The organism is Acinetobacter calcoaceticus (assembly GCF_016508255.1).
Taxonomy (GTDB): domain Bacteria; phylum Pseudomonadota; class Gammaproteobacteria; order Pseudomonadales; family Moraxellaceae; genus Acinetobacter; species Acinetobacter calcoaceticus_E.
This window is the reverse complement of the sequence record NZ_JADVKT010000008.1, coordinates 140,107-160,939: the sequence shown is the minus strand read 5'-3', so window position 1 is coordinate 160,939 and position 20,833 is coordinate 140,107. Positions and strand designations below refer to the sequence as shown.

The following is a 20,833-nucleotide window of genomic DNA, read 5'->3' as shown; positions in this document are numbered from 1 at the left end:
GGCTTTAGCCATGATGATCTTCCTTTATAAACTGCTCATGCAGGGTCACTGCACGAGCGCTTGGTTTTTAACTAAGAATTAGTTTGGGCTTATAGTAATCGAAAGATTACTCGTCGTCACCTTTTTTACCGCCAGTCTGGAACTTAGCGATGATGCCTTCAGCCACGTTACGTGGAGTTTCAGCGTATTTAGCGAATTCCATAGAATAAGTCGCACGACCTTGAGACATAGAACGCATTTGAGTTGCGTAACCAAACATCTCAGCCAATGGAACTTCTGCTTTAATTGCTTTTGTTCCACCAGGAAGATCATCCATACCTTGAACCATACCACGACGACGGTTTAAGTCACCCATGATATCGCCCATGTAGTCTTCTGGAGTTTCTACTTCAACTTTCATGATTGGTTCAAGAAGGATAGGATCTGCTTTCATGAAACCGTCACGGAAAGCGTACGAACCAGCCATTTTGAACGACAATTCATCAGAATCGACATCATGGTAAGAACCATCGAATAATGTCGCTTTGATACCCACAACAGGGTAACCAGCTAATACACCATTCTTCATACGTTCTTGAATACCTTTGTCAACCGCACCAAAGAATTCTTTAGGTACAGTACCGCCGACAACTTCTTCAGCGAATTGGTATTCTTTACCAGCTTCTTCAACATCCATAGGCTCTAAACGAACATATACATGACCGAATTTACCTTTACCACCTGTTTGACGAACGAACTTACCTTCTTGCTCAACAGTCTTTTTGATTGTTTCGCGGTAAGCAACCATTGGTTTACCAATGTTCGCTTCAACACCGAATTCACGCTTCATACGGTCAACGATGATGTCAAGGTGAAGCTCACCCATACCAGCAATAATTGTTTGACCAGATTCTTCGTCTGTACGAACGCGGAACGATGGATCTTCTTTCGCCAAACGACCTAAAGCAATTGACATTTTTTCTTGGTCAGCTTTAGTTTTTGGTTCAACAGCCAATGAAATTACTGGCTCTGGGAATTCCATACGCTCAAGTGTAATGATGTTTTTCTCATCACATAATGTATCACCAGTAGTAACGTCTTTAAGACCTACACACGCTGCGATATCACCTGCACGGATTTCATCAAGATCTTGACGTTCGTTCGCATGCATTTGCACGATACGACCGATACGTTCACGCTTAGATTTAACTGGGTTATAAACCGGATCACCTTGTTTAAGAACACCAGAGTAAACACGTACGAATGTTAAGTTACCTACGAATTTGTCGTTCATGATTTTGAACGCTAACGCAGAGAACGGAGCTTCGTCAGATGCTTCACGAGACGCTTTAGTTTCGTCTTTGTCGTCAAGGATACCTTCGATCGCTTTAACTTCTGTAGGTGATGGTAAGAATTCAATCACAGCATCCAACATACGTTGAACACCTTTGTTTTTGAACGCTGAACCACAAAGCATTACTTGAATTTCAGAAGCTAATGTACGAGCACGTAAACCTGCAATGATCTCTTCTTTAGAAAGATCACCTTCTTCAAGGTACTTGTCCATTAATTCTTCAGAAGCTTCAGCCGCAGCTTCAACCATTTTGGTACGCCATTCGTTAGACGTATCAACAAGGTCAGCTGGGATTTCAGCATATTCAAACTTCATACCTTGAGATGCTTCATCCCAGATAATCGCTTTCATTTCGATAAGGTCAACAACACCTGCAAACGTATCTTCTGCACCGATTGGCACAACGATAGGTACAGGATTACCACCTAAACGAGTTTTAACTTGTTCAACAGCACGGAAGAAGTTTGCACCAGTACGGTCCATCTTGTTCACGAATGCTAAACGAGGCACTTTATATTTGTTTGCTTGACGCCATACAGTTTCAGACTGAGGTTGTACGCCACCAACTGCACAGTAAACCATGCACGCACCGTCAAGAACACGCATAGAACGTTCAACTTCGATCGTGAAGTCTACGTGTCCCGGGGTGTCAATTACGTTGATACGGTGTTGTTCGAATTGGTTACCCATACCAGACCAGAAACAAGTTGTTGCAGCCGAGGTAATTGTAATACCGCGCTCTTGCTCTTGTTCCATCCAGTCCATTGTTGCTGCACCATCGTGTACTTCACCAATTTTGTGAGATACACCTGTGTAGAACAAAATACGTTCTGTTGTAGTTGTTTTACCTGCGTCAATGTGCGCAGAAATACCGATGTTACGGTAATTACTAATTGGGGTTTGGCGAGCCATGATGTCTACATTCCTAAATGTTATATTTAAAACAGGACGCATCAATTAAATTGATGCGTACAAATATCCAAGCAGGCAACTTAAATACCCGCAAAGCTCCCACTTTGATAAAGAGCAATGTTGAATCGAGCTGCTGTACGCATGAATATTCTCCTGATTAGGGACTGTTTTATCCGCTTAGAAACGGTAGTGAGAGAAGGCTTTGTTGGCTTCAGCCATACGATGCACGTCTTCACGTTTTTTGATTGCTGCACCTTTACCTTCAGCTGCATCAAGCAACTCACCAGCAAGACGTAAAGCCATCGTTTTTTCAGAACGCTTAGCAGCAGCATCTACTAACCAACGCATTGCTAAGGCAGTACGACGGGATGGGCGTACTTCCATAGGTACTTGATAAGTAGCACCACCAACACGGCGTGCTTTTACTTCGACCATAGGACGAACTTTTTCAAGAGTAGTCTCGAAAAATTCAACTGGGTCTACTTTGTTTTTTTCTTGAACACGTTCTAAAGCACCGTAAACGATACCTTCAGCAACAGATTTTTTACCATCTTGCATTACGTGGTTCATGAATTTAGCGATTGTTTGGCTGCTAAATTTTGGATCTGGAAGGATCTCACGAGCAGCGACTACGCGACGTCTTGGCATTTTAATACACCTAATAATATGACACTTCAGGATAATCCAGCAGTTTGTACAAGTGTCATGTACACGACGCTGGCCTTACTATACGTCGCTTGAATTACAAATCTATGAAGAATTCAAACAAGCGAAACGCTAAAGGGCTTATTGGACTAGTTTCCTAGAATTACTTCTTAGGACGCTTAGTACCGTATTTAGAACGTGATTGATTACGATCTTTAACACCAGCACAGTCTAATGAACCACGAACGGTATGGTAACGTACACCTGGTAAGTCTTTAACACGACCACCACGGATAAGAACAACACTGTGCTCTTGTAGGTTATGACCTTCACCACCGATGTAGCTAGATACTTCAAAACCTGAAGTTAAGCGAACACGGCAAACCTTACGCATAGCTGAGTTAGGTTTTTTTGGTGTAGTTGTATAAACACGTGTACAAACACCACGACGTTGTGGACAAGCCTTCAACGCAGGAACTTTGGATTTTTCAACCAAAGTCGTACGACCCTTACGGATCAACTGATTCGTTGTTGCCATATGGCAATTCTCCCGTTATTAAAAAACCTTAAAAAGAAAATACCTCTTTTTAAGGGCACATAATTGTAAGCTAAGATGCAAAAATGGTCAACATGGCAATACTTACCAAATGTTGACCATATCAATCTTTGACAGGATAACTTACAAATTTAAATAGAGTTCAGATTTTATTTTTAAACCTCTTATTTGTAAGCGTATTGTTAAGAGTATTTTTTATCATCCAACGCTTCTTCATCTTCCTCAGGAGTTAAAGCTGGTTTTTGCTCAGTATGCTCATGTTCCTCTACATGTTTATCGGCAAGTTGCTCGAGACCTTGATGAACATTTTCCTGAATTTTCTCTTCTCTCTTTTTACTTTCAGTAGGCTTTAAGACTATAGATACTTTTGAAATTACATCATGATTTTCTACTTTATGATGATGTGCAGCATGAATATTACCATCTTCACCAACATTTAAAAGACGTGGACTGGCCTTCTGGATGAGTGTAACCGCAGCATAATAAGCCTGTAGCGGAGATAAATGCTCACTTGGATGTTCATTTAAATAATGTCTTGCAGCACCAAAGATGGCTTGGGCTTTATGACCTACATCTTCTTGTAGTTTCCAACTGTATACAGCACTTAAAACAGCACCAGCAACTGGTGTAACTTTACTAAAGGCTGAGAGTTTCGGAATACGATTTAACCACCCCCATTTAAACTCTCCGTCTTCATCAACTAACCAGTTCTTTAAAGTATCTAGGTCAGTAGTTGAACCTAACACTTGCTGAAATTGGTGAATATCTTGCGTTTCCAACATATTTCGTAATGTTTTTAAAGCTAACAATAGCGTCTGCTTTTCGGCAATCAAACTAATATCGACTTCTTTAAAAATAAACTCGACAACATCTTGATCTGTGACTTCCAAAAGATCAAAGCCATGTGATCTTCCTGTCTGATAAATCGTCCTTAAAACCAAGACAAGTGAAACAGGAATATCTACAGCAGCACCCACTACACCTGAAACGCCAGTGATTGCCCCTTGTATGGTCGCAATTAATTTATTTTGTTCAATGAGTGCCTGACTTAAACGTTGAGAACGACCCGTATCCTTAGTGAGTTCAAATAAATCTTTAGCACCTGCTTCTTCTAAGATTTTTTCAGTTAAGGTACTTTTTGAACTAAAGTCATTCAGCCAATCAAATAAATAGCCTGAGATTTTTTCATCCCAATCTGGGGAAAGAAATGTCGCCACACCATTTACTTTTGTAAAATGTCGCCCAAAAACCTGACGAGTTACTTTCGGCAATTGTTCTCGTAGCATTTGTTGAGGACTATCATATTGCTCAACCTCAAATGGGCTTTTTGTTCTCGATTTACCTTCAACCGTTTTACCAGTTGGAATTGGTTCAATTACCTTACTTACATTACCTGATTGGTTCTGTTGCAAGATACTCAATCCTGTAGAACTGAGCTTTTTAGCCACTCCGAAGACCTGAGAAAACAAATTGTCAGATTGATTATTATTAAATTTTGTCATCAAGTACCTCGATTTTTTAATTTATCTAATAGACATAAATACTAGGTGGAATGTGGATTTATCTCAACTTGAATGTGTGTATTTTAGTTAACTCCAAATGCACCATACCATGTATTTAGTTATTTTTTTTAAATGTAAAATTGTCATAAAGATTTGCCATAAGAAATAAAAATCCTTTCTGCTATCATGTTAACAACGAAAAAACATGAGTCTTGTTTTCTTACAGCTATCATAGCTGTTGATCACGATAGACTCTTAATATCACCATAAAGGGACCTGTAGATGAAACGTGTTGTAATCACTGGTATGGGTATTAACTCATGTATCGGTAACTCTTTAGAAGCAGTTACTCATTCACTTCAAAATGGAATCTCCGGGACACGTTTTAACCCAACTTATGCTGAACTCAATTTTAAAAGTCATGTCAGCGCTGCTGCAGAACAAGATTTTGATCATATTGACCGTAAGTTAAAACGCTTTATGGGCGTATGTGCAATGTACGCTTACAATGCCGCTGTAGCTGCTGTTGAACATGCTGGACTTACTGCTGAGCAAATCGGTGGTAATCCACGTTACGGTATCGCAGGCGGTTCAGGTGGTGGTTCAACCGCATCTGTTGTTGAAATGACAGAGCTTTTAGAGACTAAAGGTGCCCGTAAAGTAGGACCTTTCTTCGTACCACGTAACATGTCAAACACTATTACTGCAAACGTAGGTGTTGCATTCAAACTGCAAGGTATTGCTCACACCATTACAAGTGCTTGTGCAACTTCTGCTGACGCAATTGGTTATGCATACAACCTCATTCAACTTGGCAAACAAGACCTTATGCTTGCTGGTGGTGGTGAAGAAGATCACTGGTCTCAAAGTTTATTGTTTGATGCAATGGGTGCACTTTGCTCGAAATACAATGAAACTCCAGAAACAGCATCTCGTCCATACTCAGCAGACCGCGATGGTTTCGTTATTGCTGGCGGTGGTGGTTTTGTCGTACTTGAATCACTTGAACACGCTCAAGCACGTGGTGCCAATATTTTAGCTGAAGTCGTTGGTTATGCTGCAAATAGCGATGGCGCAGACATGGTTGCTCCAAGTGGTGAAGGCGCTACACGTTGTGTATTAATGGCACTTGAAGAAGCTAAGCAACACGGTGTAGACAAAATTGACTATGTAAATACACATGGTACATCTACTCCTGCTGGTGACATTACAGAACTTAAAGCAATGGAACGTGCATTTGGCGAAGGCAATGTACCTCCTCTTAGCTCAACTAAATCTATGACAGGTCATAGCTTAGGTGCAGCTGGCGTACAAGAAGCTATTTACTCTGTTCTAATGATGCAAAATGACTTTATCGCACCAAACATCAATGTGACTGAACTAGATGAGGGCGCAAAACCTTTTGATATCGTACTTGAAAAACGTGATGCAAAATTGAATACTGTAATGAGTAACAGTTTTGGCTTTGGCGGTGTTAACGCTTGCCTCATTTTCAAGAAGTGGGATGCATAATTCCACGTAGGATTATCGATGGATGCACCCTCTGATGCTTTTTTATGGGTAAAAGCATTACATATTATTGCTGTGGTTTGTTGGTTCGCTGCTTTGTTCTACTTACCACGCCTATATGTTTACCATGCCATGAGTGAAGATGCAGCTAGTCATCAACGCTTTGAAGTAATGGAACGTAAGTTGTATCGCGGAATTATGTGGCCGTCTATGATTGCCACATTAATTACCGCCCACTTTCTTGTAGAGTGGGGCGATGCAACTCGACATTACCATCAGGCAACATGGTTTTACCTTAAAGTTGCTTTAGTAGCGTTATTAGTCATTTACCATTTAGTATGTGGCTACTACCGTAAAAAACTTATCGGAAATGCTCACTATAAATCACATAAGTTCTGGCGTTTCTTTAATGAAATGCCAACCTTAATTTTATTTGCTGTAGTGATTTTAGTTGTCGTAAAGCCTCAGTTTTAACTGGGGCTTTTGCTTTTCCAAATGATCTCTGTTTTAGACAATAAAACTCGCAGCGTTATTCATGTATTTAGCTTTATCCAATCAAAAGCATAAAATCAATACTCTCTTTAAAGTTATACTCAATGAGCAAGTTTGACCCTTTATTTATCTATGAGTAATCTATACTATCCTAAAGAAATAAATGAACTCATTTAATGGCAAAGCTATGCTCATCCTTACTGCCCTTAAACGCTCAACCCAACAACAATTTATACTTCTTACACTTTTTATTTTTCGTCACTTAAAAAACTATCCCATCAGACATCTAACAACTCAAGAAAAAGTATTAGCACAACTCGTTTTCGGCGACATGCTCAATTGTGAACAACCTAAAATTATTGCTACTCGTTATCTCCCTTGGCAATCTTGCGGTATTTTTATGGCACCAAATGGAAATATTTATGTCAATCCTTCCGATTACAGTGAAAATTACGCTCTAGAATCTAAATTTATGCAGGGTATTTTTATTCACGAACTCACTCATGTCATGCAATATCAAAAAGGTATTCGCGTACTACTCAAAGGTGCATTGCTGCAATCGGCCTATTATCTGAGCTTTAAAAATTACAATCCTTATAAATATACTTACTCTCCTCACAAGGCGTTTAGTTCATATAACATTGAGCAACAAGGCGAAATTGCCCGTGACATTTGCTCTGGAAAAATCCCGAATATTATCTGTTCTCCCCAACTTCATTTGTAACTAAATAATCAGTATTGCTTTGAAAGTAACATTTTTTGCTTAATGTAAATGAGAATTCTTATAAATCAGAAATACTTACCTAAACCAGGAAATAACTCTTATTTAATTCAAATTATTGAAAAAAATATAACGCGCTTATTCCAAATTGGCTTGTGATAAGGCAGTATACAAACAATAAAAATAATGAAGCCTGTTTCTATTCTATACAGAAAATCTCGTTATTTTTACGCAGAAAATATGTGATTGGTATATATTATTGATCTTGACATTTTTGTTTACTATTTTAATTGTTTATTATCGTACATACACATCGTTGAAAAATTATATCTATAAAAATCAACACTGTGTGTATCTATATTCGTTATGATCTAGGATTAGGTTTGAATGAAAAGTTTTAAAGTTGCCCTTGCTCAGTTTTCTCCGCATATTGGCAATATTGACTCAAACACCAAAAAGATGATTGAGCAAGTAAATCAGGCGAAAAAACAAGACGCTGACCTGATTATTTTTCCCGAGCTTTCTGTTATTGGTTATCCAGCTGAAGACTTACTGTTACGTCCAAATTTAAATAAACGTATGCAAAAGGCTTTTGCTCAACTTGCTGAAGTTAAAGATATTGTCATGGTTTTCGGATTTGTGAACCAGACAGCAGATGGTCAACGTTATAATTCTGCTGCTGTCATGAAAGACGGTCAAGTTTTGGGTGTCTTTAATAAGCATAATTTACCAAACTATGGCGTCTTTGATGAGAAGCGTTATTTCCAAGAAGGCCATCAGCATTTGGTGTTTGAGTATCTTGGACATAAGTTTGGCATATTGATTTGCGAAGATATCTGGTCAATTAATACAGTAAAACAGTTAAGCCAATTAAATGTTGATACTGTTCTTGTACTTAACGCATCTCCATATGAAGTTGGTAAACCACAACATCGCGTTCAAACCTTGAGTGAACTTGCAAAACAACTTCATCTGAACATTGTTTACGTTAACCAAGTAGGCGGACAAGACGATTTAATTTTTGATGGCACAAGCTTTGTCAGTAATAAAAATGGTGAAATTGCTTTACAAGCACCAAGCTTTAAAGAAGACCTTTATTTTGCTGAATTTGACCAGAAAAACAAATTATTTAAAGTCACAGAATCAGCCCCAGCTTTAGAAACCTTTGCAGAGATTTATCAAGGTTTGGTTCTAGCAACACGTGATTACGTCGAGCGCTCTGGTTTTCCTGGTGTAATTTTAGGTTTATCTGGCGGTATTGACTCTGCTCTTACACTCGCAATTGCAGTTGATGCAATCGGTGCAGAAAAAGTACAAGCCGTAATGATGCCATATACATACACTTCCCAAATTAGTGTAGAAGATGCAGCAGAACAAGCTCGTCGTATGGGTGTGACTTTCGGTATTGCTGAAATACATTCAGTTGTAAATAGCTTCCTGCAAACCTTGTATCCTTTCTTTGGCAACTCTCCAGCAGATGCAACTGAAGAAAATTTACAAGCACGTGCTCGCGGCACATTACTTATGGGCCTATCAAATAAATTTGGTAATTTAGTACTGGCTACAGGTAATAAATCTGAGCTTTCAGTCGGTTACTGTACCCTTTATGGTGACATGGTCGGTGGTTTTGCGGTTCTTAAAGATGTTTATAAAACCATCGTATTCGAATTAGCGAAATATCGTAATAGCTTAGGCGAAACTCCTGTTATTCCGGAACGTGTAATTACTCGTCCGCCTTCAGCAGAACTCCGCCCAGACCAAAAAGATCAAGACTCTTTACCTGCTTATGATGTTCTCGATGCTATTCTTTATGCTTATATTGAAGAAGACTTAGGTCAGGCAGATATCATTGCTAAAGGCTTTGATAAAGAAGTAGTTGAAAAAGTTATCCGTTTAGTTGATCGTAATGAATACAAACGTCGCCAAGGTGCTATTGGTCCGAGAATTACCTCTCGTGCATTTAGCCGTGAACGACGTTACCCGATTGTCAACGGTTGGACGGCGAATGACTGAGCACACGCACTCATCAAAAACTACAACACTTGCTCAAGCACTTTTGCTTGAGCAGGTGGAATTTTTCAAAAAACAATTATCCATAGAAAACTCACCTATTTATTTCCGGCAATTCATTCAACTTTTTATGCAACATGCCGATGAAATCAAACTTCATGAAGTAGTAGATTTAGAACAATTACAAGCCGTTGTGAAACGCTATGCTTTTGAAATGCAACTCGGTGCAGGCTTGCTTGAGTTTATTGGGGAAATTGCACAGCGTATTTATTTATCGGCTATGAAGTCTCCAATTCAGTTACAAGATTTGGTATCTGACCACCAATTTGAAATGTGGCTATCCAAATTTTTAGAAATGGAACATATTCCTCATTATCTCAATCAATTTTTAAGAACCAGCCCATCAGTCCAACAGCTTTGCCAATATATTGCGACTTCCACCCTAGAACAAAAATTACCAAAATTTCTGTCTGCCTCCACAGTGAATGACTACCATTTTGAATGGCAACATAAGTTAAAAAAATTCTCTTTTTTACAACAACAACGTATTGAACATAAGCTAGAAACTTGGATTGCTAGTTTTATTCATGAGCAATTAACAGAGCTAAGTCTTTTATCAAGTGAAGATTTAGAGAGTTTAATACGCCATATCTGGGAAGATCTTAGATATAAAAAAATGTATGAGTTTATGAAACAGTTAACTCCTCTTGATGTTGAAGAGTTCTTTGTTTTAATTTATGAATATTGGAAAGAATTACGCCAATCACAATTTATGCAAGATCTTATTTTGTATGGTGTAGAAGTTTTTTATGACTTTTATAAAGACGAGAGTTTATTTGAAGTATTAAGTGAAATTGGTTTAACTGAAACTGATTTACAAACTGAGGCTTTACGTTTTTACCCTAAGGTCATGAATGTCTTTAATGAGCACGGTATTTTAGAACCATTACTTCAAGCCATTTTAGCTCCTTTTTATCAAGGCTCAAAAACACTCGATATTATTGAAAAACATTTTAATGAGTAAAAAACAGATAAAAAGAAACCATGCATGAGCATGGTTTTTAAAATGGTGGCTATGACGAGACTTGAACTTGTGACCCCCGCATTATGAGTGCGGTGCTCTAACCAACTGAGCTACATAGCCGTAAACTGTGTGCGCATTATCTATAGTTCTACAGAACAGGTCAAGAGTTCAAAACTATTAAATTCCATCAAATGAACAAATAAGATTCAGTTCACCTTTATTTGTTTATTTTTTAGCAAGTTTATATTTTAAATAATTGATCGACCACAGAAATATATTAAAGGTCTAATACCAATTTTTTACCTTTTGCCCGGGATACACAAATCATCATACTCTTTTGTGAGGCCTTTTCTGCATCACTTAAGTATTGATCAAAATGCTCAGCCTCACCTTCTAAAATCGCAGTTTCACAAGTACCACAAACGCCCTCACGACATAGACATTCAACATCAATATTTAATGTCTCAATCGCTTGTAAAATCGTTTGATTACTTTGTACTTCAATTTCCTGATTAGACTTGGCAAGAACCACTGTAAAAGCTTCGCCATCCTCTGGAACTGTTGAGGCAAATTGTTCCCAATGAATATATTCATCGCGGTAACGATGCTTATTACAACAATCAATCACAGCATCAATCATTGGTTTTGGACCACATACATAGACATGTGTGCCTTTAAGCTGTGATGAAATCAATTTGTCGAGATCAAGCGAACAACCTTCAGAATCAACATAGCTAAATACATGCCCTGCATGTTTCTGCATTAAATCATTGAGCAATGCTGCATGTTCAGGCGAACGGTAAGCATAATGCAGCTCAAACTCTGCACCACGTGCAGCAAGCTCATCCATTTGAGGCAAAAATGGAGTAATTCCAATTCCGCCTGCAATTAAAATATGTTTATTTCCTGTTTCAGCTAATGGGAATAAATTTTTTGGTTCCGAAATCTGAATTTCACAACCTTCATTGCACTGATCATGCATGAAAATCGATCCGCCCTTACCTTCCGCATCTTTTCGGACACAAACTTGGTAAGTAGATAAATCTTCCGTACAACTCATGAGTGAATAGGCATTAGAAAGCTGCTCATTCATCTTGACAATAATATGGCTCCCCCCACTAAATCGAGGAAAGTTCTGCCCATCTTTACGTTTGAACGTAAAGCGTTTGATTAAAGGGGTTAGCTGTTCCACATGAGTAACAACTGCTGGGAACATTTCATAATGACTCGCCATATTAAAATCCTTCTTTTACCGCATTTTCTTTTTCATAAAGGGGCTGATCCTTAAAGCCCCAAACACATATATTTAATAGTCATAAATTCTTCAAGACCATATTTTGAACCTTCACGTCCAACACCCGATTGCTTAACACCGCCAAAAGGAACGACTTCATTAGAAATTGCAGTGGCATTCATGCCGACCATTCCATATTCAAGCTGTTCAGATACTCGCCATAAACGCGAAATATTTTCACTATAAACATAAGCAGCTAAACCAAAAATAGTGTCATTTGCTTGAGCAACTACATCTGCCTCATCTGTAAAACGAATCAGTGGTGCAACAGGACCAAAGATTTCTTCTTGTACAATTTGCATTGTACGGTCGACGTTGGTTAAAACTGATGGTTCATAGAAGGTTTGCCCTAATGCATGCTGTTTACCACCACATGAGACTTTAGCTCCTTTACTGACTGCATCATCAATAAGCTGCTGTGCCTTTAAAACTGCTTTTTCATTAATTAAAGGGCCAATTTGTACGCCATCTTCTAAACCGTTACCGACTTTAAACTTCTGTACTTCTTGTACAAATTTTTCAGCAAATGCCTGATAAATACTGTCGTGTACATAGATACGGTTAGCACAAACACAAGTCTGGCCTGCATTACGGAACTTGGCAAAAATCGCACCTTGTACAGCTTTATCCAAATCGGCATCATCAAATACAATCAGAGGCGCGTTACCGCCCAACTCAAGCGCCAATTTTTTAATAGTGCTTGAACACTGCTGCATGAGTAAGCGTCCCACTGGAGTTGAGCCAGTGAAGGTCAATTTTTTCACCTTTTCATGCGAAGTAAATATAGAGCCAATTTCTTGAGATTTACCTGTAACGACATTAATCACGCCAGCTGGAATACCTGCTTTTTCTGCAAGCTTTGCAATCGCTAAAGCACAATATGGTGTTTCATTTGCTGGCTTAATGACAACCGTACATCCTGCTGCTAAAGCTGGAGCTGCTTTACGGGTAATCATGGCAATTGGGAAGTTCCACGGCGTAATCGCAGCCACGACTCCTACAGGTTCTTTACTAATAATAAAACGCTGTTGGTTATTTACGGTTGGAATCACATCGCCATAAATACGCTTGCCTTCTTCAGCAAACCATTGAATAAATGATGCAGCATAACGCACCTCACCTTTTGCTTCTGCTAAAGGCTTGCCTTGTTCAATGGTCATAATCAAAGCAAGTTCATCGGTATGATCAATAACCAGTTTGTACCAAGCTAATAAAATATCTGCACGATTTTGAGCCGTTAAAGCTTTCCAACTTTGTAAAGCAGTATAGGCAGCTTCGACTGCTTGTGTCGCCTCTGCCGCTCCCATATTTGGAATTGTGCCAATTTCTTCGCCTGTTGCAGGGTTACTTACCGGAACCGTCGCATTCGACTGTGCAGCTAGCCATTGCCCATTAATATAGGCTTGTTGCTGAAATAATTCAGTGCTTTGTAAACTCGACATATCATCTTCCTAACTGAAGAATCAGGTGTAATTCATCATTACACCTGAATAAATCCATTTGTTTTTATTTATGATGCTGCGCTACTAGGTTTTGGAAGTAAGCGATACCATGCTCACTAATTCCTGAACGTTGTTTATCAGTCATAATACGACCTTGTCCACGATAACCACGTGATTTCAAACCGCGTTGCACACTTTCCACCAAGTTTAAATCTTCAGGACGGAATACATTACGATACCACTCAATCAAATCTTTCTGATCTTGAGTCAGTTCTTCATTCGTGAAGTAAATATCGTAATGTTGCAAAGTCGTTTCGGCATCGACTGGGAACTCATAGATAACCGTCATGAAATTGCTGCCCGGTGGTACGTTAAACATGGTGCAAGGCCAAGTCCAGAAACCATGAAACTCTGGATCAGTTATCGATGGATCAAGCTTAAATGACTTTTCTGATGAACGAGCAAAACCGTATTGCAGTGTCCAGTTTTGATGTGTGGTATGCCAATATTTATCAACTTGAACCGAATCGGCAAAGCCAGGATGCGCTGGTCCACAGTGATAACACTCTAAATAGTTATCAACAATCACTTTCCAGTTTGCCGGAGTTTCTGTCACAAAACGTGCTGCTAGTTTCAAATCTTTAATCACGCTACATGCTTGATTTAAACGCTCAGCAAAACCAGGAAGCTGATCTTCTACACAAGTTGCATTTTCATCCATATTAATGAAAACAAAGCCAGCATATTCTTCAACGTTTAAAGGCACCATACTTGAGTTTTCTTTATCGAAAGACTCAACATGGTCACAGTTACGTGCCAAAGCCAAGCTACCATCTAGCTTGAAAGTCCAAGCATGGTATGGGCAAGTAATTACATTTTTTGCTTTACCGCTACCACTCAAAAGCTCATGGCCACGGTGTGGACACACATTATAAAACGCGCGTAAAACACTATCTTTACCACGAATGATGACAATATTTTCACCAATTACTTTACGGGTAATATAGTCGTTCGGCTGTGCTAACTCACTGCCATGTGCAACACAAATCCAGCTTTTAGCAAAGATTGCTTCTTTTTCGTGCTCAAAAACTTGTGATGAAGTATAAAAAACTTTAGGGAAAGTCCATGCAACATCTGGGTTTGCACAAAAATCTTCAGGTAATTTTTCAACTGCACTCATGTTCTTACTCCATTAAATTCTTTTCGTCCAAATGACTCGATATTAAATTGATGTTTTTTCAACATTGCCAAACATGCGACGTATCGCACCAAGCATGTTTTGATATAAATGTTGAACTTCTGGGCAATCCCGCATAAGACGTAAACTGCCATGTAATAAACCTTTGCCTAAATGGAACTCGTTAGGGATGCCTGCTTGTTCCAATTTTTGGGTAAAGAGATAACCGTCATCACTTAAAGGATCATATTCAGCTACTGCTACGAAACTCATAGGCATATCTGAAAAATCAGTTGCCAATAAAGGCGCTAGACGTAAATCCAGCCAATCTTGTGAGTTCGGTGCATATTCTTTTAAATAAAAATGCATATCTTCCGTTGTGAGTAACGGCGCATGTCCATGCTTTTGTGCAGATGGTGTATCAAGTGCAGTGCTTAAGCATGGATAAACCAATGCCAGTCCTTGCGCTTGCAAACCACTATGCTGTAGTTCCACTGCAAGGGCTGTTGCCAAGTTACCGCCTGCACTATCACCTGCCAACACAATACGTTCACTATTAATCTGCCAATCAGAACCATGTTGTTTAAGCCATTGATAAACTGCTAAACAATCTTCAAAAGCTGCTGGAAAATGATGCTCTGGCGCCATGCGGTAATCCACACTAATGACCGCAACATTCAAATCTTGGCAGAGATAACTTGTAATAAATTCGTGTGAATCAAGCCCGCCGACCATCCAGCCACCACCATGGAAATACAACACACATGGCCAACCTGAATCAGGTCGATTTGTTTTTGGTAAATACACGCGAACAGGAACTTGATGCTCTTGATTTGCAACAAATCGATCTTCGACTTCGATCTTGCCATCACGTGGCAAAGTGTAGTGTCGACACATTGCATCATATGCTGCACGAATTGAGTCGATATCTGCATCTGCTGGTGAGTAAATGCTGCTCCAATACACGAGGCTTTGCATTTCTTCACTTAAGGCATAAGTGTTCTGTTCACATTTCGTCATTACCGTTCCCTCTAGCTGGTTTTTCTGTCCAGTTTGATTGAGCTTGCAAGCTCAAGCTGCATCCTTTTTGCATGTTCATCTTGAGACTGGTTTAAACCAATTTCTGTATCATCATAACCTTGTTGTTCAATCAAATGCGATGGGACTTTGGCATAATCCTGAATGAGCCACTTCACCAAGCCATAGGTTTGAATCAGAATAATCACAATGAACGGTAGAGCCGTCACAATGGTTGCTGTTTTCATTGTGTCCAAAGGCGCTTTACTAAAAATCATGGCAATTGGGACTAAAGTCAGCATGACACACCAGAATAAACGAGCATTTGGCGATGGATCTTGCCCCTCACTTAAACCGCGTGTACATGTTGCTGAAACTGCATAGCCAACTGCATCCATATGTGCTGCTAAGAACACCACCATAATGCCGAGGAAAATCCACATCATTAGTTTTCCAGCAGGTAACAGGCTGAGTAATTGACCAATCGCAACCTCACCACCTTGTTGGCTTAAGATTTGTGGGACATTAACGGCCCCATGAATAAAGCTATAAACACTGTAGTTTTCAAATACACCAAAGATGAACCAAAGACCGACACTGCCACCAATCACCATGGCAAAAATCACTTCTTTAATGGTACGACCTTTAGAAACACGCGTTACGAACAGTGCAACACCCGGTGCATATGAAATCCACCATAACCAGTAAAATACAGTCCATTCACGGGTAAATTTGCCATCGCCCATTGGGTCAGTAAACAAACTCATATCCACAAAGTTGGTTGCCATTAACCCAAAACTCATCAATGAGTTATTCAAAATGAATTGCGTTGGACCAAAGCACAGCACATAAACTGCGAATAGCACCACACCGAAGCACACCAGATGGCTTAAACGCTGCATGCCTTTGTCCATACCAACGTAAGAGCTCAGTGCAAATAAGACTGAAACGCCGAGAATGATGATGACCTTAGTCATAAAGGTATTCGGTATGCCTGTAAGCTGCGACAAAATATTGGTAAATGTCACGGCGGTGAGTACTAACGAAATCGTCAAGGCACCAAACATACAGAGCAAGAACATCAGGTCGACTAAACGACCAACCACACCGGTTGATTTAAAGCCAGTAACAGCCTCAATCACTGAAGCCAAACTTAACCCTTTATTCTTTCTCACATGGTAGCTGTAGCACAGAGAAATTGATGCCAAAGCATAAATTGCCCATGCACTTAAACCAGAATGAAAAAATGAGTAGGCCACACTATATTTCAAGGCATCGGCTGACTCTGGTGACAAACCTAGACCTGGGGTCTGATAGTAATATGCCCAGTCAAGAAACCCCCAATAGAGTGTCGATGAACCAATACCTGACAAGATGAACATGAAAATCCATGACATCGTGCTGTATTGAGGCTTTCCCTCACCTAGTTTGATTTTGCCGTATTTACTAAAAGCGAGACCAAAAGTAAAAATAATGGCTAAAAAAGCAAACAGTAGTACAGGGGTTGTAAACATCGATGTCGTCCACTGCATCCATGTTGCAGCAATCTTTATCGACTCTTGCGAATAAATTGCTAAGCCAGCAACTGAAACAAATACAAACAGCAAGCTGGTTACGGCAAGTACCTTATCCGTATAAATTTTTGAGTTTTGATTATCCATATCAATACATCCATTTTTGGATGACGTTATTCCATAGCGAACACGTCCATTTTAGTTTGGGTTACACACGATGCAATTGCATCTCCTACCTCATAAGTTTTTGCCTGACCACCAATATCGGCAGTTTTTGGACCATTAATCAAGACTTCCTCAATGGCTTGCATAATGTCTTGACCAGCTTGAATACAGCGTTCGTCCTCTTCACCGAAGAACTCAAACATCATGGCACCCGACCAAATTGCAGCGATGGGATTGGCAATTTGTTTGCCATAAATATCTGGTGCTGAACCATGAACTGGCTCAAATAAAGACGGGAATTTTCTTTCAGGATTTAAGTTGGCTGATGCTGCTAAACCAATAGTACCCGTACAAGCTGGACCCAAATCAGAAAGGATATCGCCAAATAAATTCGATGCGACAACTACATCAAAACGTTCAGGTTGTAAAACAAATCGAGCTGCTAAAATATCAACATGCTGTTTATCTGCCTGAATCTCTGGATATTGTTTTGCCATCGCATCAACACGTTCATCCCAGTACGGCATACTGACAGCAATTCCATTTGATTTAGTTGCCGCCGTAATTTTTTTCGCTTCACGCTGATTTGCAAACTCAAATGCATAGCGCAAAATCCGATCAACACCATGACGGGTAAATACAGCTTCTTGAAGCACAAACTCTCGATCCGTACCTTCAAATGCTTTACCACCAATAGCTGAGTATTCACCTTCACTGTTTTCACGAACCACGTAAAAATCGATATCGCCCGGTTTTTTATCCACTAATGGACATTTCACACCTGGCATTAAACGCACAGGACGTAAATTCACATATTGATCAAAGCGACGACGGAACTGAAGTAAAGATCCCCAAAGCGAGATGTGATCAGGAACTTTATCTGGCCAGCCTACAGCACCAAAATAAATTGCATCGTAGCCTTGCAGCGTTTCAAACCAGTCATCCGGCATCATTTTGCCGTGTTCAAGATAGTAATCGCAGCTTGCCCAATCAAATGCATCGAGCTGAAGCTCAATACCGTACTTCTCTGCTGCTGCCTTTACAACCTTAATGCCTTCTGGTAGAACTTCTAAACCAATGCCATCGCCTGCAATCGTGGCAACTTTATATCTTTTTGCCATAAGCTTCCTTTACACCTTCGACTAATATCCTTGTATGACTTAAACATGATGTTTTAAGCGAAAATGATCAACAACGGAACTATCACTCCAATGGACACGGATCGTGAATAATCTACCTAACCTATCGGATTTAAAGGTTTTTTGTACAGTCGCAAAGCTAAAAAGTTTTGTCGAATCTGCAGAGGAACTTGGGACATCGCCAGCTTTTATTAGCAAGCGAATTAATATTTTAGAAAACACCTTAAGCTGCAAACTTTTTCATCGCAGCACGCGTCATGTCAGTTTGACAGAAGATGGGAAACTCATCCTTGAGAGGGTTTCAAATATTCTTGAAGAATTTGATGAAGTATGTGAACTGGTTAATAATCCACTCAGCACCCCTACAGGTCGTATGGATATTATTAGTAGCTTCGGTTTTGGCAGAAAGCATATCGCCCCGATTCTGTCTAAATTAATGATGCTATATCCAAAACTACAAATTCATTTTGACACCATCGACAATACTAAAGATCTGATTCAACACAGTATTGATTTAGATATCAGAATTGGTAATGAAATTGCCCCCAACATGATTGCCAAAAAATTGACTTCCAATTTTCGGATTTTGTGTGCAGCACCAAGTTATTTACTTAAACATGGTGTACCAGACAGCATTGAAGACTTGCAATCACATGATTGTTTAACCATTAGTGAACGTGATCAATCTTCTGTGCTATGGAAATTTAGACACGCTTCTGAAGATGTCTCAGTTCATGTCAAACCCCGCTTTGTTTCAAATAACGGCGAAATTATTCATCAACTTGCTATTGAAGGTCACGGTATTATTTTCCGCTCTATTTGGGATGTTGCTGATGAATTAATTACAGGACAACTGCAACACATTTTGCCTGAGTATTGGCAAGATGCAGACGTCTGGGCAGTTTATCCATCTCGGCTAAAAAGCTCATCTAAATTGCAAACCTGTATTTTGTTTATTCAAAATGAATTACTTAATCGTTTACAACATGTGCAAAATTTAAGCCGAGGACAGTTAATTTCACCTGCAGTTAAACGAGAACCACCACCAGAAAAAGTATTTTTATAAAAAAGCCCTAAGTGAGGCCTATTCACTTAGGGCAATATACAACTTTTAAATTTTAGAAATAATATCCGATTGATAGATAAAATAATTTATCCCAATCATTACTGCCACCTTGTGCAAGGCCATTCGCTCCACCTCCCACCATTGGGTCATTTTTACTCATAATATATTCACCCTGAATACCAATGGCCTTGTAATTAAAATAAACTCCGGCAATTAAACGTTCTGAGTCTTTATACCCATCCTCATCTTTAAAAAAGCGGCTATGAGAGATGTAAGGCTTAATATTTGTAAGTTGATGGAATGGCTGAGCAAAGGTGTAATTAATTTCATTTACCAAATATTTACCCTTATTAGCGACTTGGTATGGATAATCAAATGCACCAATGGTTGAGCTATTAGGGAACAAATCATCACCATTCGTGACATCTTGCTTGCCCGCTAAAAACATCCATTGCCATGCTTGATATTGCGTTTGAGCAAAGACATTCCATGTTTTACGATGTCCATCTACATTTGTTCTTTTATTTTCTAAATCGGAGTACCAAACTGAACCACCCAGCTCTGTCGACAATTTTTGAGCCTGATCAAGTTCAAATTTTCTAGAGGCCCTAGCAATCCACATATTCTTTTCTTTAATATTAGTCCCTGTAGTCAAATCATCCGCTTCAACAAAATTACCGCTATATCGACTTGAATCCTTTGAAGTTCCTTTGAAATTCCCCCCATCCGTTGGATAGAACCCTAAGGTTAAATTATATTTATCATCTGCAAATTTATATTTGATCCCCAGATTATCTATATCCTCTAAGCCCACTGTATTCAAAAGTGTTTCGTAGTAACTACTTCCCCAAAATTCGCCAAAACCAAAATCAATGGGTTGTAAACCTACTGTAATTCTTTGCTGGTCAGATAGCTTATAACCTGCCCAAGCTTTTTTTAGAAAAATTGCATCACACAAGCGATTATATTGATAACAACGAGTATCTAGGCCTGCAATCCAATCTGGATTTTCATAACCTAAAACTAATTTAATATCAGACAGTCGCCAATCATCATTTTGAGAACCTTCATTCGCCCCGACCACATAATCCTTATGTAAATAACGGGAACGTACCGCGCCAGAAACTTTAAATTGACCCGAATCTAACGTGGGATCTCCCCAACTCAAATCAGCAGCAGAAACCTGTGCTCCCGCAGTTAAACTTAAAATTCCTAAAAATAATAATGACCTTTTCATGTCTTCAACATCCTTGTTCAGTGTTATAAGAACATGAAGAAATTGGTCTACACAAACAATGCCATAACTATAAAGTCG

Annotated in this window: 17 protein-coding genes and 1 tRNA gene; 6 read left to right on the top strand and 12 right to left on the bottom strand. The window is 39.3% G+C overall.

Annotated elements, in window-relative coordinates:
- Positions 1–106: 106 nt before the first annotated feature.
- From fusA to I5515_RS15125, 4 genes are all read right to left on the bottom strand, one after another.
- Positions 107–2,245, bottom strand: a complete 2,139-nt coding sequence (fusA, locus tag I5515_RS15140) for an elongation factor G (RefSeq protein WP_004641624.1) — start codon at positions 2,243–2,245, stop codon at positions 107–109.
- Between the two features lie 177 nt (positions 2,246–2,422).
- Positions 2,423–2,893 (bottom strand): 30S ribosomal protein S7, encoded by a 471-nt coding sequence (rpsG, locus tag I5515_RS15135; RefSeq protein ID WP_004638185.1) that lies wholly within the window; start codon positions 2,891–2,893, stop codon positions 2,423–2,425.
- 160 nt (positions 2,894–3,053) lie between these two features.
- Entirely contained in the window at positions 3,054–3,428 is a 375-nt protein-coding gene (gene rpsL, locus I5515_RS15130) for a 30S ribosomal protein S12 (RefSeq protein WP_002050319.1), read from the bottom strand.
- A gap of 200 nt (positions 3,429–3,628) precedes the next feature.
- Positions 3,629–4,948: an EcsC family protein gene (locus I5515_RS15125; RefSeq protein WP_199968260.1), complete on the bottom strand. Its 1,320-nt coding sequence runs from the start codon at positions 4,946–4,948 to the stop codon at positions 3,629–3,631.
- Positions 4,949–5,230: 282 nt separating this feature from the next.
- Between I5515_RS15125 and I5515_RS15120 the strand changes: the two genes are divergently transcribed.
- From I5515_RS15120 to I5515_RS15100, 5 genes are all read left to right on the top strand, one after another.
- Positions 5,231–6,460 (top strand): beta-ketoacyl synthase N-terminal-like domain-containing protein, encoded by a 1,230-nt coding sequence (locus tag I5515_RS15120; RefSeq protein ID WP_004641618.1) that lies wholly within the window; start codon positions 5,231–5,233, stop codon positions 6,458–6,460.
- Positions 6,461–6,478: 18 nt separating this feature from the next.
- On the top strand, positions 6,479–6,931 hold the full coding sequence (hemJ, locus tag I5515_RS15115; RefSeq protein WP_199968258.1) for a protoporphyrinogen oxidase HemJ: 453 nt from the start codon (positions 6,479–6,481) through the stop codon (positions 6,929–6,931).
- A 181-nt stretch (positions 6,932–7,112) separates the two neighbouring features.
- On the top strand, positions 7,113–7,673 hold the full coding sequence (locus tag I5515_RS15110; protein ID WP_199968256.1) for a hypothetical protein: 561 nt from the start codon (positions 7,113–7,115) through the stop codon (positions 7,671–7,673).
- A gap of 384 nt (positions 7,674–8,057) precedes the next feature.
- A complete protein-coding gene (locus I5515_RS15105; RefSeq protein WP_199968255.1) occupies positions 8,058–9,683 on the top strand; it encodes an NAD+ synthase in 1,626 nt (541 codons plus the stop codon).
- Positions 9,676–10,704, top strand: coding sequence for a hypothetical protein (locus I5515_RS15100; RefSeq protein WP_199968254.1), 1,029 nt, complete (start codon positions 9,676–9,678; stop codon positions 10,702–10,704). Before I5515_RS15105 ends, I5515_RS15100 begins: the two co-directional genes overlap by 8 nt.
- 43 nt (positions 10,705–10,747) lie before the next feature.
- Here the strand turns inward: I5515_RS15100 and I5515_RS15095 are convergent.
- The 7 genes from I5515_RS15095 to I5515_RS15065 all read right to left on the bottom strand — a co-directional run bounded on the left by I5515_RS15095 (position 10,748) and on the right by I5515_RS15065 (position 18,434).
- Positions 10,748–10,824 (bottom strand) — tRNA-Met (locus tag I5515_RS15095).
- A gap of 157 nt (positions 10,825–10,981) precedes the next feature.
- Positions 10,982–11,938 (bottom strand): carnitine monooxygenase, reductase subunit CntB, encoded by a 957-nt coding sequence (gene cntB, locus I5515_RS15090; protein WP_199968253.1) that lies wholly within the window; start codon positions 11,936–11,938, stop codon positions 10,982–10,984.
- Between the two features lie 50 nt (positions 11,939–11,988).
- Positions 11,989–13,440, bottom strand: a complete 1,452-nt coding sequence (locus tag I5515_RS15085) for an NAD-dependent succinate-semialdehyde dehydrogenase (RefSeq protein WP_199968252.1) — start codon at positions 13,438–13,440, stop codon at positions 11,989–11,991.
- Positions 13,441–13,504: 64 nt separating this feature from the next.
- Positions 13,505–14,620 (bottom strand): carnitine monooxygenase subunit alpha, encoded by a 1,116-nt coding sequence (gene cntA / locus I5515_RS15080; RefSeq protein ID WP_199968251.1) that lies wholly within the window; start codon positions 14,618–14,620, stop codon positions 13,505–13,507.
- Between the two features lie 42 nt (positions 14,621–14,662).
- Positions 14,663–15,637 (bottom strand): alpha/beta hydrolase, encoded by a 975-nt coding sequence (locus tag I5515_RS15075; RefSeq protein WP_199968248.1) that lies wholly within the window; start codon positions 15,635–15,637, stop codon positions 14,663–14,665.
- An 11-nt stretch (positions 15,638–15,648) separates the two neighbouring features.
- A complete protein-coding gene (locus tag I5515_RS15070; protein ID WP_199968264.1) occupies positions 15,649–17,301 on the bottom strand; it encodes a BCCT family carnitine transporter in 1,653 nt (550 codons plus the stop codon).
- A gap of 20 nt (positions 17,302–17,321) precedes the next feature.
- A complete protein-coding gene (locus I5515_RS15065; RefSeq protein ID WP_199968247.1) occupies positions 17,322–18,434 on the bottom strand; it encodes a tartrate dehydrogenase in 1,113 nt (370 codons plus the stop codon).
- 103 nt (positions 18,435–18,537) lie between these two features.
- Here I5515_RS15065 and I5515_RS15060 point away from each other — a divergent pair, with 103 nt between their 5' ends.
- Positions 18,538–19,518, top strand: coding sequence for a LysR family transcriptional regulator (locus I5515_RS15060; protein ID WP_199968246.1), 981 nt, complete (start codon positions 18,538–18,540; stop codon positions 19,516–19,518).
- A gap of 52 nt (positions 19,519–19,570) precedes the next feature.
- Here the strand turns inward: I5515_RS15060 and I5515_RS15055 are convergent, their stop codons facing one another.
- Complete coding sequence (locus tag I5515_RS15055; RefSeq protein ID WP_199968245.1) at positions 19,571–20,755, bottom strand: porin; 1,185 nt, start codon at positions 20,753–20,755, stop codon at positions 19,571–19,573.
- Positions 20,756–20,833 lie beyond the last annotated feature (78 nt).